General features: G+C 58.5%; 11 protein-coding genes, 2 tRNA genes and 3 pseudogenes. 1 reads left to right on the top strand and 15 read right to left on the bottom strand.

The window, feature by feature from the left end; genetic code table 11:
* Nucleotides 1-2 precede the first annotated feature (2 nt).
* The 12 genes and pseudogenes from rbfA to rlmE all read right to left on the bottom strand — a co-directional run bounded on the left by rbfA (nucleotide 3) and on the right by rlmE (nucleotide 11685).
* On the bottom strand, nucleotides 3-404 hold the full coding sequence (gene rbfA, locus LJU32_08495) for a 30S ribosome-binding factor RbfA (GenBank protein WKV90231.1): 402 nt from the start codon (nucleotides 402-404) through the stop codon (nucleotides 3-5).
* Nucleotides 405-563: 159 nt separating this feature from the next.
* Nucleotides 564-3092 (bottom strand): translation initiation factor IF-2, encoded by a 2529-nt coding sequence (infB, locus tag LJU32_08490; GenBank protein ID WKV90230.1) that lies wholly within the window; start codon nucleotides 3090-3092, stop codon nucleotides 564-566.
* A 27-nt stretch (nucleotides 3093-3119) separates the two neighbouring features.
* Nucleotides 3120-4600 (bottom strand): annotated as a pseudogene (gene nusA / locus LJU32_08485) (transcription termination factor NusA).
* A gap of 47 nt (nucleotides 4601-4647) precedes the next feature.
* Nucleotides 4648-5106: a ribosome maturation factor RimP gene (gene rimP, locus LJU32_08480; protein ID WKV90229.1), complete on the bottom strand. Its 459-nt coding sequence runs from the start codon at nucleotides 5104-5106 to the stop codon at nucleotides 4648-4650.
* 139 nt (nucleotides 5107-5245) lie between these two features.
* Nucleotides 5246-5322, bottom strand: a tRNA-Met gene (locus tag LJU32_08475).
* 97 nt (nucleotides 5323-5419) lie between these two features.
* Nucleotides 5420-5505: transfer RNA gene (locus LJU32_08470), tRNA-Leu, on the bottom strand.
* A 22-nt stretch (nucleotides 5506-5527) separates the two neighbouring features.
* A complete protein-coding gene (gene secG, locus LJU32_08465) occupies nucleotides 5528-5911 on the bottom strand; it encodes a preprotein translocase subunit SecG (GenBank protein WKV90228.1) in 384 nt (127 codons plus the stop codon).
* A pseudogene (gene tpiA / locus LJU32_08460) lies at nucleotides 5893-6668 on the bottom strand (triose-phosphate isomerase). Before tpiA ends, secG begins: the two are co-directional and overlap by 19 nt.
* Nucleotides 6669-6733: 65 nt before the next feature.
* A pseudogene (gene glmM, locus LJU32_08455) lies at nucleotides 6734-8070 on the bottom strand (phosphoglucosamine mutase).
* A gap of 16 nt (nucleotides 8071-8086) precedes the next feature.
* The gene (gene folP / locus LJU32_08450) at nucleotides 8087-8920 is read right to left on the bottom strand and encodes a dihydropteroate synthase (GenBank protein ID WKV91066.1); all 834 of its coding nucleotides are present in this window, start codon (nucleotides 8918-8920) and stop codon (nucleotides 8087-8089) included.
* 25 nt (nucleotides 8921-8945) lie between these two features.
* Entirely contained in the window at nucleotides 8946-10853 is a 1908-nt protein-coding gene (gene ftsH, locus LJU32_08445; protein ID WKV91065.1) for an ATP-dependent zinc metalloprotease FtsH, read from the bottom strand.
* 202 nt (nucleotides 10854-11055) lie between these two features.
* Nucleotides 11056-11685, bottom strand: coding sequence for a 23S rRNA (uridine(2552)-2'-O)-methyltransferase RlmE (rlmE, locus tag LJU32_08440; protein ID WKV90227.1), 630 nt, complete (start codon nucleotides 11683-11685; stop codon nucleotides 11056-11058).
* A 101-nt stretch (nucleotides 11686-11786) separates the two neighbouring features.
* Between rlmE and LJU32_08435 the strand changes: the two genes are divergently transcribed.
* The gene (locus LJU32_08435; GenBank protein ID WKV90226.1) at nucleotides 11787-12095 is read left to right on the top strand and encodes a YhbY family RNA-binding protein; all 309 of its coding nucleotides are present in this window, start codon (nucleotides 11787-11789) and stop codon (nucleotides 12093-12095) included.
* Nucleotides 12096-12104: 9 nt separating this feature from the next.
* On the opposite strand, the gene LJU32_08430 is transcribed toward LJU32_08435, so the two are convergent.
* Genes LJU32_08430 through carB form a run of 3 tightly spaced genes read right to left on the bottom strand, consistent with a single transcriptional unit; the run spans nucleotide 12105 to nucleotide 16238 of the window.
* Nucleotides 12105-12509 (bottom strand): MFS transporter, encoded by a 405-nt coding sequence (locus LJU32_08430; GenBank protein ID WKV90225.1) that lies wholly within the window; start codon nucleotides 12507-12509, stop codon nucleotides 12105-12107.
* Between the two features lie 28 nt (nucleotides 12510-12537).
* Nucleotides 12538-13014, bottom strand: a complete 477-nt coding sequence (gene greA, locus LJU32_08425) for a transcription elongation factor GreA (protein ID WKV91064.1) — start codon at nucleotides 13012-13014, stop codon at nucleotides 12538-12540.
* A 2-nt stretch (nucleotides 13015-13016) separates the two neighbouring features.
* Nucleotides 13017-16238: a carbamoyl-phosphate synthase large subunit gene (gene carB, locus LJU32_08420; GenBank protein ID WKV90224.1), complete on the bottom strand. Its 3222-nt coding sequence runs from the start codon at nucleotides 16236-16238 to the stop codon at nucleotides 13017-13019.
* Between the last annotated feature and the right edge of the window lie 47 nt (nucleotides 16239-16285).

Below are 16285 nucleotides of genomic sequence, written 5' to 3'. Positions count from 1 at the left end.
AATTACTCCTTGGTGTCTTCAGGTGCAGGAGCGGCAACGTGCTGATTGTCTTCAGCGACGGCGCGCTCGATCAGCGCCGACAGGTGCGCGCCACGCACGACCGATTCGTCGTAGTGGAAGTGCAATTGCGGCACGCTGCGCAGCTTCATTTCGCGGGCCAATTGCATGCGCAGGAAGCCTGCGGCGGCATTGAGCACCTTGATGCTTTGCGCGATGTCTTCAGCGTTGTCCTGGCCCATCACGGTGATGAAAATCTTCGCGTGACCAACGTCACGGGACACTTCCACAGCGGTGATGGTGACCAGGCCGACGCGCGGGTCTTTGACTTCGCGACGGATCAGTTGCGCCAGCTCGCGCTGCATCTGATCGCCGATACGTTGGGTACGGCTGTATTCTTTTGCCATGATTTGTTACCTGTTACTGCCCAGCGGTGAAACCCGCAAGGTCTGAAAGCGGCAAACGCCCGGCCTGACAAAAGCCAGACCGGGCGTTGCGTTTAGAGTCCGGACGCTGTGCCGTGCATTTGCATGCTACGGCCCATCGTGGCCCTTGAAGTGCGCGAGTCAGAGGCTGCGAGCAACCTGAACCTTCTCGAAGACTTCGATCTTGTCGCCGACTTTGACGTCGTTGTAGCTCTTCACGCCGATACCGCATTCCATGCCGGCACGCACTTCGGAAGCGTCATCCTTGAAGCGGCGCAGGGATTCCAGCTCGCCTTCGAAGATAACGATGTCTTCACGCAGTACGCGGATCGGACGGTTACGGTGCACGACACCTTCGATCACCATGCAACCGGCGATCGCGCCAAACTTCGGCGAACGGAACACGTCACGCACTTCGGCCACACCCAGGATGTTCTCGCGAACATCGCTGCCGAGCATGCCGGTCAGGGCTTTCTTGACGTCTTCGATGATGTCATAGATCACGTTGTAGTAACGCATATCCAGACCTTCCTGCTCGACGATCTTGCGAGCGCCGGCATCGGCACGCACGTTGAAGCCGAACAGCACAGCGTTGGAAGCCAGTGCCAGGTTGGCGTCGGATTCGGTGATACCACCGACACCGCCACCCACGACGCGCACTTGAACTTCGTCGTTGCCCAGGCCATTCAAGGCACCGTTCAACGCTTCCAGCGAACCACGGACGTCGGATTTGAGGACGATGTTGAGCGTCTTCTTCTCCGCCTGACCCATGTTTTCGAAGATGTTTTCCAGCTTGCCGGCGTGAGCACGAGCCAGTTTGACTTCGCGGAACTTGCCTTGACGGAACAGAGCCACTTCACGGGCTTTCTTCTCGTCGGCAACCACGCTCATCTCGTCGCCAGCGTCCGGGGTACCGTCCAGGCCGAGGATCTCGACAGGGATGGATGGACCCGCTTCCTTGATTGGCTTGCCGTTCTCGTCGAGCATGGCACGTACACGGCCGTAGTTCGAACCGACCAGGACCATGTCGCCTTGACGCAGCGTACCGTCCTGAACCAGCACGGTTGCGACTGGGCCGCGACCTTTGTCGAGACGCGATTCAACCACCACACCACGGCCAGGAGCCGACGGAGTAGCTTTCAGTTCGAGAACTTCGGCCTGCAGCAGAACGGCTTCAAGCAGCTCGTCCACGCCAGTACCCATCTTCGCCGAAACCGGAACGAATGGTGTGTCGCCACCCCAGTCTTCGGAAGTCACGCCGTGAACCGACAGTTCGCTGCGGATGCGATCGAGATCGGCGCCCGGCTTGTCGATCTTGTTCACTGCTACCACCAGCGGTACGCCAGCTGCCTGAGCATGCTGAACCGCTTCGATGGTTTGTGGCATCACGCCGTCGTCCGCTGCAACCACGAGGATCACGATGTCGGTCGCCTTGGCACCACGGGCACGCATTGCGGTAAACGCAGCGTGACCCGGGGTGTCGAGGAAAGTGACCATGCCGCGATCAGTCTCAACGTGGTATGCACCGATGTGCTGGGTGATACCGCCGGCTTCGCCAGCAGCTACCTTGGCACGACGGATGTAGTCGAGCAGGGAAGTCTTACCGTGGTCAACGTGACCCATTACGGTCACGACTGGTGCACGGGAGAACGACTCACCTTCAAACTTCAGGGACTCGGCCAGGGAATCTTCCAGAGCGGTGTCGCTGACCAGGGTCACTTTGTGGCCCAGTTCTTCGGCTACCAGTTGAGCAGTTTCCTGATCAAGCACCTGGTTGATGGTCGCTGGAGTACCCAGTTTGAACATGAACTTGATGATTTCAGCCGCTTTGACCGACATCTGGTTGGCCAGATCGCCAACCGTGATGGTCTCGCCGATCTGCACGTCACGCACGACAGGGCCGGTCGGGCTCTGGAAACCGTGGGCGTTGCGCTTCTTCAGCTTGGCCTTGCCGCGACCACCACGACGGAAGCCATCGCTTTCTTCGTCGGTAGTACGTGGTGCCACACGTGGCGCCGGGGCTTTTTCTTTGACCGATGCGCGATGCGGAGCGTTTTTGCGCTCGCCATCACCACCACCGCTGCGACGATTGTTGTCGTCGGCACGTGGTTTGTCCGGACGGCGCTGTTCGTTCTGCTTGTTGCGAACGTCAGCCGATGGCGCAGGAGCAGCAGCCACCGGTGCGCTTTCGCGAACGGGTTCGGCAGCGGCAGCCGGCGCCGCAACGGCGTCGCTGGCAGCGGTTTGCGCAGCAGCAGGCTGGCGACGCGCTTCTTCTTCGGCGCGTTGCTTGGCTTCTTCTTCAGCCTTCTGACGGGCAGCATTTTCTACTGCGCGACGCTCATCCAGTTCACGCTTGCGCTCGGCTTCGATTTCTTCCGGGCTGCGCTGTACGAAAACTTTCTTCTTGCGAACTTCAACGCTGATGCTCTTGCTACCAGCCACACGCAGGGTGCTGGTGGTTTTACGCTGCAGCGTGATCTTGCGTGGTTCTTCCACTTTCGCCTTGTGACTGCTCTTCAAGTGAGTCAGCAGGGATTGCTTCTCACTGTCAGTCACATTTTCGTCGGCGGCGGTGTGCGGCAGACCTGCCTCACGCATCTGCTGCAACAGGCGCTCTACCGGTGTTTTGACCTCATCGGCCAGTTGTTTCACCGTGACTTGCGTCATGCACTTCTCTCCTCAGGCCGCGCCTAATTACTCGAACCAGTGGGCTCGGGCGGCCATGATCAACTTGCCGGCACGATCATCGTCAATGCCGTCGATGTCGAGCAGGTCGTCAATAGACTGCTCGGCCAGGTCTTCGCGGGTAATTACGCCGCGCACCGCCAGTTCCATCGCCAAATCCTTGTCCATACCCTCAAGCGAGAGCAGGTCTTCGGCCGGATGGGCGTCTGCCAGCTTTTCCTCAGTAGCGATGGCTTTGGTCAACAAGCGATCCTTGGCGCGAGCACGAAGCTCGTTGACGATGTCCTCGTCAAAGCCGTCGATGTTGAGCATTTCCTCCACCGGTACGTAGGCAATCTCTTCCAGGCTGGTGAAGCCTTCATCTACCAGCACCTGAGCCAGTTCTTCGTCGACTTCCAGCTCGTCGATGAAGTTGCGCAGGATGTCGCCGGTTTCTGCTTGCTGCTTAGCCTGGATGTCCGATTCGGTCATCACGTTCAGGGTCCAGCCAGTCAATTGGCTGGCCAGACGCACGTTCTGACCACCGCGACCGATGGCCTGAGCCAGATTGTCTGCGCCAACGGCGATATCCATGGCATGGGCATCTTCGTCAACGATAATTGCCGCGACCTCGGCCGGGGACATGGCGTTGATCACGAACTGGGCCGGGTTGTCGTCCCACAGCACGATATCAACACGCTCACCGCCCAACTCACCCGATACCGCCTGGACGCGCGAACCGCGCATACCGATGCAGGCACCTTGTGGGTCGATGCGCTTGTCCTTGGAGCGGACGGCGATCTTGGCGCGCGAACCCGGATCACGGGAGGCGGCCATGACCTCGATGAGGCCTTCAGCAATTTCCGGCACTTCGATACGGAACAGCTCGATCAGCATTTCCGGCGCGGTACGCGACAGGATCAGCTGCGGGCCGCGGTTCTCAGTGCGGATTTCCTTGAGCAGCGCACGCAGACGCACGCCGACACGGAAGGTTTCGCGAGAAATGATGTCTTCACGGGCCAGCAACGCTTCAGCGTTGTTGCCCAGATCGACGATCACGTTGTCGCGGGTAACTTTTTCACGGTGCCGGAGATGATTTCTCCCAGGCGCTCGCGATAGGCGTCGACCACTTGAGCGCGCTCGGCTTCGCGAACTTTCTGCACGATGACCTGCTTGGCAGTCTGTGCAGCGATGCGGCCGAACTCGATGGATTCGATTTTCTCTTCGACGACGTCACCGACCTTGGCGCCAGGATGCGTTTCGGCAACCTTGCTTGGCCAGGTCTCGATGGCCGGATCGTCGAGATCATTCTCTTCGACGACCGTCCAGCGACGGAAGGTTTCGTAGGAACCGGTGTGGCGGTTGATTTCCACACGCAGGTCCACTTCGTCTTCGAAACGCTTTTTGGTAGCAGTGGCCAGAGCCAGCTCCAGCGCTTCAAAAATTACGCTTGCCGGTACACCCTTTTCATTGGATACCGACTCAACAACCAGCAGTACTTCTTTGCTCATCGTACGCCTCGCCTTTCGCAAGCCATTGGATCCGCGGGATCCGCGTCTCAGTCAAAACTGGGAATAATGTTGGCCTTGTCGATCATATCGATCGGCAACAGGAACTCATGGTCTTCTACCTGCACCACGACGTCCTGCTCTTCTACACCGCGCAGAAGGCCCTGGAAGTTGCGTCGACCTTCGAAAGGCGAGCGCAGCTTGATCTTCACTTGTTCACCGGCAAATTTGGCAAACTGCTCAAGAGTGAACAGCGGGCGCTCCATGCCAGGCGAGGAAACTTCAAGGGTGTATTCAACGGAGATCGGATCTTCAACATCCAAAACACCGCTGATCTGACGGCTGACAATGGCGCAATCGTCCACCAGCACGCCACCCTCTTTATCGATATAAACGCGCAACATCGAGTGACGACCCTGAGCCGAAAACTCGATACCCCAGCATTCATAGCCCAGGGCCACGACCACCGGGGCCAGCAAGGCCTGCAACTCTTCTAGCTTGCTCGACACCTGAACCCCCTAGTGCATGATATGTGCATGCTTTGCAAAATAAAAAAATGGGCATAACGCCCATCCTTGAAACGCCGTCGAACAGCGGCGTTGAAAGTATCCAGCTAACAAAAAGCCCCTTAAAAGGGGCTCCTTAAACTGGTTGCGGGGGCCGGATTTGAACCGACGACCTTCGGGTTATGAGCCCGACGAGCTACCAGACTGCTCCACCCCGCGACAAAGCTGGGGCGGAAGTATACGACCGATCCCTTTTAGGGTCAATGTAACCTTCCACCTGCAAGAAAGCCCGCAACAGCGGGCTCTCCTGACTAATTGGTACCGAGAAGGGGACTCGAACCCCTACACCCTATGGGCACAACCACCTCAAGGTTGCGTGTCTACCAATTCCACCACCTCGGCAATACTACGTTTGGAACCCTTCTTACTTCTGCTCTTGAGCTGGAGGCACGTCAGTCGCTGGAGTAGCCGACTTTTGCTCTTGAAGCACCGGGACATCATCAGAAGCCGGTTGTTGCTTAGGAACTTCCAACACTGCTGGATCTGGCAAACCTGCTTGAGTCAGCTGATGAGCCTTCTCTTTAGCAAAATAACCTAACCCCAAGCTGGTTATGAAGAAACCGGCGGCAAGTATAGCAGTAAACTTACTAAGAAAGGTAGAGGAACCTTGGCTTCCGAACACAGTATTTGAAGCACCTGCTCCGAAAGACGCGCCAGCGTCCGCACCCTTACCCTGCTGCAGCAAAACCAGAGCAACTACGCCCAATGCACCCAGCAGATGAAAAACGACTACGACTGTTTCCAGCATTTTTCAGTTTCCGCGGCGCGACAGATCGCACCGAACTCATCTGCATTCAGGGAAGCTCCACCAATGAGCCCCCATCGATATCCGGCATGCCGAACAGTTCGACCGCATTGGCCGCCTTCACGCTGCCGCCGTATAGAAGCCGCACACCTCGTGCGACTTCAGAATTCTCTGCCGCCAACTGCTCGCGAATGGCCTTATGCACATCCTGAGCCTGTTGCGGCGTTGCAGTCAGCCCGGTACCAATGGCCCAGACCGGCTCGTAAGCAATCACTGCCTTGGCAAACGCACCGACACCCAGCTCCTCGATGATGCTGCCCAGCTGACGCCCGACAACTTCAAGCGTTTTTCCGGCTTCGCGCTGCTCGAGGGTCTCCCCTACACACAACACCGGAATCAAGCCACATGCCTGTGCCGCTGCGAACTTGCGATTCAGCATCCCGTCTCGCTCGCCGAGAATCTGGCGGCGCTCGGAGTGCCCGACAAGCACCAGGGAACAACCTGCATCCACCAGTTGGCTGGGAGCAATCTCACCAGTCAACGCACCTTGCATGGCTTCCACCGCAGAATTCTGCGCGCCGACCGAAATCGACTTGCCTTTCAAGCCATCAATCACTTGATTGATATACAAGCAAGGCGGGAACACCGCGACATCAACACCGCTTGGCAAGGCCAGATGACGAAGGCCGTTGATCAGCTCAGCGACGCTGGCGCGGGTACCGTGCATCTTCCAGTTACCAGCTACCATAGGGCGACGCATGCTGTACCTCGTCGGTCAAAGTGGGCGCAGATGTTACCCAACACATTCATGGCTTGCAAGCCGTATCAGGCAGAAACTTCAGTTACCAGTTTTGCCAGCTCTTCGGCATAGCCGCGAACCTGGTTTTCGTCTTCGCCTTCGACCATGACGCGCACCAGAGGCTCTGTACCGGACTTGCGCAGAAGCACGCGGCCGCGCCCCGCCATCGCCTGAGTGACACGGGCACTGGCCTCCTTGACAGCCGGATGGTCCAGCGGGCTTTCACCGCCGCCGAAGCGGACGTTGATCAGCACCTGCGGGCACTTGCGCAACGCCTGCCGGGTTTGTGCAAGACCTTCGTTACGGGATTTCAGGGCCATCAACACCTGCAAGGCGGCGATGATCGCGTCCCCGTGGTGGTGTGGTTGAAGCAGACCACATGCCCGGAATTTTCCCCGCCAATGAGCCAGTTGCGCTCCTGGAGTTCGGCGATCACGTAGCGGTCACCGACATTGGCGCGAACGAACGGGATCGACAGATCTGCCAATGCCAGCTCGAGGCCGAGGTTGCTCATCAACGTACCGACAACACCGCCCTGCAGCTTTCCGCGCTCGTGCAGATCGCGAGCGATGATAAACAGCAGATCGTCACCATCGACGATGGTGCCGGTGTGATCGACCATCAACACGCGATCGCCATCGCCATCGAAAGCGATGCCGAGGTCGGCATGTTCAGCCAGCACCGCAGCCTGCAACGGCCCCATGTGCGTGGAACCGCAGTTATCGTTGATGTTCAGCCCGTTCGGCTGAGCAGACAGCACGACGACTTCGGCACCCAGCTCACGGAAGACGCTCGGTGCAACCTTATAAGTGGCACCGTGCGCACAATCGATGACGATTTTCAGACCGGCGAAACTGGTCCCGGTAGGCACACTGCTTTTGCAGAACTCGATGTAGCGACCCGATGCATCATTGATTCGCGAGACTTTGCCGATCTTGCTCGACTCGACGACGGTCATCGGCGTATCGAGCAACTCTTCGATCATCAATTCCAATTCATCCGGCAGCTTGGTGCCTTTGCCGGAGAAGAACTTGATGCCGTTGTCATCATGCGGGTTGTGCGATGCACTGATCACGATCCCGGCCTCTGCCTGGAAAGTGCGCGACAGATAGGCGATGGCAGGCGTCGGCATCGGGCCGAGCAGCATCACATCGGCACCCGCCGAGGTCAGGCCCGCCTCCAGTGCCGATTCGAACATATAGCCGGAGATCCGCGTGTCCTTGCCGACCAGCACCTTGCAGGCACCCATCTTGCGGAAAGCCATGCCAGCCGCCCAGCCGAGCTTGAGCATGAAGTCAGGCGTGATCGGGTATTCACCTACGCGACCGCGAATGCCGTCGGTACCAAAATATTTCTTGCTCATAAGTGCTCCATCATTCTTATTCGGCTGATTCTACGGCCGCGATCATTCGCACTACATCGACAGTTTCCGCCACATCGTGGACGCGCAATATCCGCGCGCCCTTGACCGACGCCAGCGCTGCCAGCGCCAGGCCGCCATGCAGACGCTCGCCCACGGGACGATTCAAAGCGTGGCCAATCATACTCTTGCGTGAAACACCTACCAGCAAAGGTCGACCCAGCGCATGCAGGGCCTCCATGTGCTTGAACAAGCTTAGATTGTGCTGCAGGGTTTTGGCGAAGCCGAAGCCGGGATCGAGAATGATCCGCTCGGCAGGGATGCCCGCCTGCGCGCATTGATCCATGCGTTCGGCGAGAAACTCACCGACCTCGCGAGTGACATCCTGATACCGCGGATTGTCCTGCATATCCCCCGGTTCGCCGAGCATATGCATGAGACAGACCGGCAACCCTGTCGCGGCCGCCGCGTCCAGCGCACCATCGCGACGCAACGAACGCACATCATTGATAAGGCCAGCACCGAGCCGTGCGGTTTCGCGCATGACTGCCGGGGTGGAAGTATCGACCGAGATGATGACATCCAGCTCGCGATTGATCAGCTCGACAATCGGCGCGACGCGCTCGAGCTCCTCCAGCGGAGAAACCGCTCGCGCGCCGGGCCGAGTCGACTCGCCGCCGACGTCAATCAGCGTCGCGCCAGCCAACACCATGGCTTCGGCGTGGCGCAGAGCCGCGTCGAGCTGGCTATAGCGGCCACCATCGGAGAAAGAATCAGGAGTGACATTGAGAATGCCCATGACATGCGTCTGGGCCAAATCAAGAACCCGGTTGCCGCAAGGCAACCGGGTCAGGACTGAACAGAAGTCATTTCAAGCCTTAAACGTCAGCAGCCGGACCGCCAATCGGTTTTTCCGGACGCTCATCCTGCACGACAGGTGGCGGAGGCGTACCGGTGCCACCCGACCAGTCGCGAGGCTCGCGTGGTGTGCGGCCGGCCATGATGTCGTCGATCTGCTCGGCATCGATGGTTTCGTACTTCATCAGCGCATCAGCCATGGCATCCAGCTTGTCACGGTTATCCGTGAGAATCTGCTTGGCGGTGCCGTAGCACTGATCAATGATGCTGCGCACTTCGGAGTCGATCAGCTTGGCGGTCTCACCGGAGAAGCTCGCAGCCTGACCACCACCGCCGCGACCGAGGAACACTTCGCCCTCTTCTTCGGCATACATCAGCGGACCGAGTTTTTCCGACAGGCCCCATTTCGTCACCATGTTCCGGGCAATCTGACTTGCACGCATGATGTCGTTGGACGCACCGGTGGTCACACCATCAAAGCCCAGAGTCATTTCTTCAGCGATACGGCCACCGTACAACGAGCAGATCTGACTGATCAGCGCACGCTTGGACAGGCTGTAGCGGTCTTCTTCCGGCAGGAACATGGTCACACCCAGCGCACGACCGCGCGGGATGATCGATACCTTGTAGACCGGATCATGCTCAGGCACAACGCGACCGACGATGGCGTGGCCGGCTTCATGGTAAGCAGTGTTCTGCTTTTCTTTCTCGGACATGACCATGGATTTGCGCTCGGCGCCCATCATGATCTTGTCTTTGGCCAGTTCGAACTCTTTCATCTCGACGATGCGTTTGCCGCTACGGGCAGCGAACAACGACGCTTCGTTGACCAGGTTGGCCAGGTCAGCACCGGAGAAGCCCGGAGTGCCACGTGCGATCACTGCCGGAGCAACGTCGTCGCCCATTGGCACTTTGCGCATGTGCACTTTGAGAATCTGCTCGCGACCACGAATATCTGGCAAGCCAACCACCACTTGACGGTCGAAACGGCCCGGACGCAGCAGCGCAGGGTCGAGTACGTCCGGACGGTTGGTTGCAGCAATGACGATGATGCCGTCATTCATTTCGAAGCCGTCCATCTCCACCAGCAACTGGTTGAGAGTCTGCTCACGCTCGTCATGACCGCCACCCATGCCGGCGCCACGATGGCGACCTACGGCATCGATTTCGTCGATGAAGATGATGCAAGGGGCATGTTTTTTGGCTTGTTCGAACATATCGCGGACACGGCTCGCGCCGACACCCACGAACATTTCGACGAAGTCGGAACCGGAAATAGTGAAGAACGGCACTTTCGCTTCGCCAGCGATCGCCTTGGCCAGCAAGGTTTTACCGGTACCCGGCGGGCCGACCATCAGCACACCGCGCGGGATGCGGCCACCCAGACGCTGGAACTTGCCCGGATCACGCAGGAACTCAACCAGCTCGCCGACTTCTTCCTTGGCTTCGTCGCAACCGGCAACGTCAGCCAACGTGGTTTTCACCTGATCTTCGGAGAGCAGGCGCGCCTTGCTCTTGCCGAAGCTCATCGGCCCGCCCTTGCCACCGGCACCGCCCTGCATCTGGCGCATGAAGAACATGAACACCGCGATGATCACCAGGATCGGGAAGCTGGCTACCAGGAGCTGGGTCCAGATGCTTTGCTGTTCAGGCTGCTTGCCTTCAACAACAACGTGATTGTCTACCAGATCGCCGATCAGGCCATTGTCCTGAATTGCCGGACGAATGGTCTTGAAGCTGTCGCCATCGGTGCGCTTGCCGGTAATCACATAGCCGTCAACGGCTACGCGCTCGACCTTGCCATCCTTGACCTGCTGGATGAAGTCGGAATAGTTGAGGGTCTGCGGCTCGTTAGGGCTGGAGAAGTTGTTCATCACCGTCACCAGGACTGCCGCGATGATCAACCACAGGATCAGATTCTTTGCCATATCGTTCAATTAACTACCCTCTGAAGCAAGCTCCGCTACTGGCGCGCGCTTCGCATGATATTCACCGGCCTAACTTACTACATTACCTACAACTCTGGCAGGCGCCGTCTGTAACCCTTTGTGAAACACTTTCTACACAATATTCGCTTATGCCTGCAGAGCGAAATATGAAAAACCTATCGCCCCGCTGAAAAACCTCGTTTTACGCATCACCGCCGCGATAACCCCAGGCCAGCATGTACTGCTCACGGGAGCTGCCACGGGAAGAGTCTGGCTTGATCATCTGGATCTTGTCGAATTTCTTCCGAGCATCCTTCAGATAAACATCGAACCCTTCGCCCTGAAAAATCTTGATGACGAAATTGCCACCGGGTTTGAGGATCCGTTCCGCCAGGTCCAGCGCCAGCTCACAGAGGAACATGGCCTTGGGCATATCCACTTCGGGCGTACCACTCATATTGGGGGCCATATCGGAAATCACAAGGTCCACCTGCGAATTACCCACGGCCTCAAGGATCTCAGCGAGCACCGAGTCCTCAGTGAAGTCGCCCTGGATAAAATGCACGTCCGGAATGCTGTCCATTTCGAGGATGTCCGAGGCGATCAGACGCCCCTGCCCACCGATCAGCCGACTGGTGACCTGCGACCAGCCACCTGGCGCCGCGCCGAGGTCGACCACGCTCATGCCCGGGCGGATGAGTTTGTATTTTTCCTGGATCTCCAGAAGCTTGTAACTCGCACGCGAGCGGTAGCCATCCTTCTGCGCCTGCTTCACATAAGGATCGTTGACATGTCTTTTCAGCCAACCAAGGCTTGTCTTGGAACGCGCCATTGGGCACCTCGATGATTAGGGTCGTGATTAGTTGGGCGGATCCACGAACCCTCGGGTAAAATGGCCGCCATTTTACAGAATCCAGACGAAAGGGTCAGATTATGCCGCTCACTCCAGAGCAGAAGAAACAGTACAAATCCATCGGCCACCACCTCAAACCAGTGTTGACGGTGGCGGACAACGGTTTGACTGAAGGTGTTTTAGCCGAACTTGAACGCGCCCTGGCGGATCACGAGCTGATCAAGATCAAGCTCAATATCCTCGACCGCGAGTCGCGCCTGGCGCACATCGCCGAGCTGTGCAAGGTCGGCAAAGCGGACCTGGTCCAGGTCATCGGCAAGATGGCTCTGGTCTACCGCAAGAACTTCAGCGCCAACAAGCAGCTGTCGAACGTTCATCGCTTCAAGTGATGCGCAGGGTCAAGGGTGTGCTTCGCGCACCCTGCCACTCCATCCTGGCACCGGCTGCATGACCAGCACCAGCCCGGAAAATCCCAGCACCAGATAACTGAATACCTGCCAGCGCTGCGCATCCGGCCAGCCGACACGCACAGCGACATACATCGCGCACGCGTACAACGCCATCAACAGCACCTGCCCGCGAAAATCCCGCCATAGACTGCCAAGGCCCTCGGCCTGTACCAGCACCAAAGCCTGAAAGATCACGCACAAAGCAGCGAATCCGACTACCAGCACTTCGAATGCACTGGCCACTTCGTCGATCAACAGCGGCGCCAGGCCGATCCGGCCCAACGCCGGCTGCAAACCGATATGAATCAACCATAGGCCACCGACCCAAAGCATCTGGGTCAGTTGCCAAAGCATGGCGCCCGCATGCAGCGGGCGCCTTCTTTCAGATGTGACGAACTTCGACAATCTCGTACTCGATCACGCCGCTTGGCGTTTTGACGGCGACCACGTCACCCTCTTCCTTGCCAATCAAGGCGCGGGCCAGCGGCGAACCGACGGAGATCTTGCCGAGTTTGAAGTCAGCCTCATCCTCACCCACGATGTGGTAAGTGACGCTTTCATCAGTCTCGACGTTGGCGATCTCGACGGTGGTACCGAAAATCACTTTTCCGGTGTGAGGAATGGTCGTGACGTCGATGATGACCTGATTCTGAATCCGGCCCTCGATGTCACGAATACGCGCTTCGACCATGCCTTGCTGTTCGCGGGCAGCATGGTATTCAGCGTTTTCCTTCAAGTCACCCAACTCGCGGGCCGTACCGATGTCCTGGCTGAGCTTCGGACGGACGACCTTGGTCAGGTGAGCATGCTCCTCTTCCAGGGCGCGAGCGCCCTGAACAGTCATTGGGTACTTGGTTATGCTCATGCCTTCAATCCTGCGTGTAGATCCTGCAAGCGGCGCACGGTCTTTTCCGGACCGAACTTCAGCGCTTCGCAGATCGCTTCGCCCGCAGCGATGGTGGTGGTGCAGTAGATCTTGTGCTGCAGGGCATTGCGACGAATGGAGTACGAATCGGCAATCGACTGACGACCTTCGGTGGTGTTGATGATCAGCGTGACTTCGTCATTCTTGATCATGTCGACCACGTGCGGACGACCCTCGGTTACCTTGTTCACGCGGCGCACTTTCAGGCCTGCCGCTTCGATCAGCTTGGCAGTGCCGGCAGTGGCGACCACTTCGAAGCCCAAGTTGATCAGATCACGGGCCACGCCCGCAACCAGTGGCTTGTCGTCATCGCGCACGCTGATGAACGCAGTACCGCCGGTCGGCAGGACTTCGCTGGCGCCCATTTGCGCCTTGGCGAATGCTTCGCCGAAGGTGTCGCCGACGCCCATCACTTCACCGGTCGATTTCATCTCTGGGCCGAGGATCGGGTCAACGCCAGGGAACTTGGCGAACGGGAACACCGCTTCTTTAACGCTGTAGAAGTTCGGGATGATTTCCTTGGTGAAGCCGATTTCCTTCAGTGTCTTACCGGCCATCACGCGGGCAGCGATCATCGCCAGGGAAACACCGATGCACTTGGAAACGAACGGTACGGTACGCGAGGCGCGCGGGTTGACTTCGATGACGTAGATGTCTTCGCCCTGCAAAGCCAGTTGCACGTTCATCAGGCCGACAACGCCCAGTTCCAGGGCCATTTTCTTGACCTGTTCGCGCATCTCGTCCTGGATGTGCGCCGGCAGCGAGTACGGCGGCAGCGAGCACGCGGAGTCACCGGAGTGAACGCCAGCTTGTTCGATGTGCTGCATGATCGCGCCGATCACCACGTCTTTGCCGTCGCAGACCGCATCCACGTCCATTTCGATGGCGCAGTTGAGGAAGTGGTCGAGCAGCACCGGGCTGTCGTTGGACACTTGTACCGCGTCACGCAGGTAACGCTTGAGCTCGTCTTCCTTGTAAACGATTTCCATCGCACGGCCGCCCAGTACATAGGACGGGCGCACCACCAGCGGATAACCGATTTTGGCGGCTGCACGAACGGCTTCGTCTTCGCTGCGCACCGTGGCGTTTGGCGGCTGACGCAGGTTCAGGCGCTCGACCATTTGCTGGAAGCGCTCGCGGTCTTCCGCGCGGTCGATGGCGTCAGGGCTGGTGCCGATGATCGGCACGCCAGCAGCTTCCAGAGCGCGAGCCAGTTTCAGCGGAGTCTGGCCGCCGTACTGGACGATCACGCCTTTCGGCTTCTCGACGCGGCAGATTTCCAGCACGTCTTCCAGGGTTACCGGCTCGAAGTACAGACGGTCGGAAGTATCGTAGTCAGTGGAAACGGTTTCCGGGTTGCAGTTGACCATGATGGTTTCGTAGCCGTCTTCGCGCAGGGCGAGAGCAGCGTGAACGCAGCAGTAGTCGAACTCGATGCCCTGACCGATACGGTTTGGACCGCCACCCAGAATCATGATCTTGTCGCGACCCGACGGCGCGGCTTCGCACTCTTCCTCGTAGGTCGAGTAGAGGTAAGCAGTGTCGGTGGCGAATTCGGCGGCGCAGGTGTCAACGCGCTTGTAGACCGGGAACACTTCCAGCTTCTGACGGTGCGTACGCAGGTTTTTCTCGGTCACGCCCAGCAGCTTGGCCAGACGCTGATCGGAGAAGCCTTTGCGCTTGAGCTTGAACATCAGATCACGGTCGATCGAGGACAGACCCAAGGTCTTGACCTTCTCTTCGTCCTTGATCAGGTCTTCGATCTGCACCAGGAACCACGGATCGATCATGTTCATGCCGAAAATATCTTCGACCGACAGACCGGCGCGGAAGGCGTCCGCCACGTACCAGATACGCTCGGCGCCCGGCACGGTCAGTTCGCGCTTGAGCACGCTCATGCTTTCCGGGTTGCTCAGGTCGAGCTTCTCGTCCAGACCGCAAACGCCAACTTCCAGGCCGCGCAGGGCTTTCTGCAGGGATTCCTGGAAGGTCCGGCCGATGGCCATGACTTCACCGACCGACTTCATTTGCGTGGTCAGGCGCGCGTCAGCCTTGGCGAATTTCTCGAAGGCGAAGCGTGGCAGCTTGGTGACGACGTAGTCGATCGACGGTTCGAAGGACGCCGGGGTTTTGCCGCCGGTGATGTCGTTCGACAGCTCGTCGAGGGTGTAACCCACCGCCAGTTTGGCCGCGACCTTGGCGATCGGGAAACCGGTGGCTTTCGAAGCCAGCGCCGAGGAACGCGATACACGCGGGTTCATCTCGATCACGACCATGCGGCCGGTGTTCGGGCAGATACCGAACTGCACGTTGGAACCGCCAGTTTCCACGCCGATCTCGCGCAGTACCGCCAGCGAGGCGTTACGCAGGATCTGGTATTCCTTGTCGGTCAGGGTCTGGGCTGGAGCCACGGTGATCGAGTCGCCGGTGTGCACGCCCATCGGGTCGAAGTTTTCGATCGAGCAGACGATGATGCAGTTGTCCTTTTTGTCGCGGACAACTTCCATTTCGTATTCTTTCCAGCCGATCAGCGATTCATCGATCAGCAGCTCTTTGGTCGGCGACAGGTCCAGACCGCGGGCGCAGATTTCTTCGAACTCTTCACGGTTGTAAGCGATACCGCCACCGGTGCCGCCCATGGTGAAGGACGGACGGATGATGCACGGGAAACCGAGGGTTTCGAGAACCGCGTTGGCCTCTTCCATGCTGTGGGCGATGCCGGAACGCGGGCAGGCCAGGCCGATGGATTTCATCGCCTTGTCGAAACGCGAACGGTCTTCAGCCTTGTCGATGGTGTCGGCGTTGGCACCGATCATCTCTACGCCGAACTTCTCCAGAACGCCTTCGCGCTCCAGATCCAGGGCGCAGTTCAGAGCGGTCTGGCCGCCCATGGTTGGCAGTACGGCGTCCGGACGCTCTTTTTCGATGATCTTGGCCACGGTCTGCCACTTGATCGGCTCGATATAGGTGGCGTCGGCCATGTCCGGGTCGGTCATGATGGTGGCCGGGTTGGAGTTCACCAGGATGACGCGGTAACCCTCTTCGCGCAGGGCTTTGCAGGCCTGGGCGCCGGAGTAGTCGAATTCACAGGCCTGGCCGATCACGATCGGGCCAGCGCCGAGAATCAGGATGCTTTTAATGTCTGTACGTTTTGGCATGGGTTGTCACTCAAATCCGCAGGTCAGTCGGCAAGCCGTCTTGATCG

Source organism: Pseudomonas sp. B21_DOA, assembly GCA_030544685.1.
GTDB lineage: Bacteria > Pseudomonadota > Gammaproteobacteria > Pseudomonadales > Pseudomonadaceae > Aquipseudomonas > Aquipseudomonas fluorescens_AO.
This window is presented reverse-complemented; position numbering and strand designations above follow the sequence as displayed.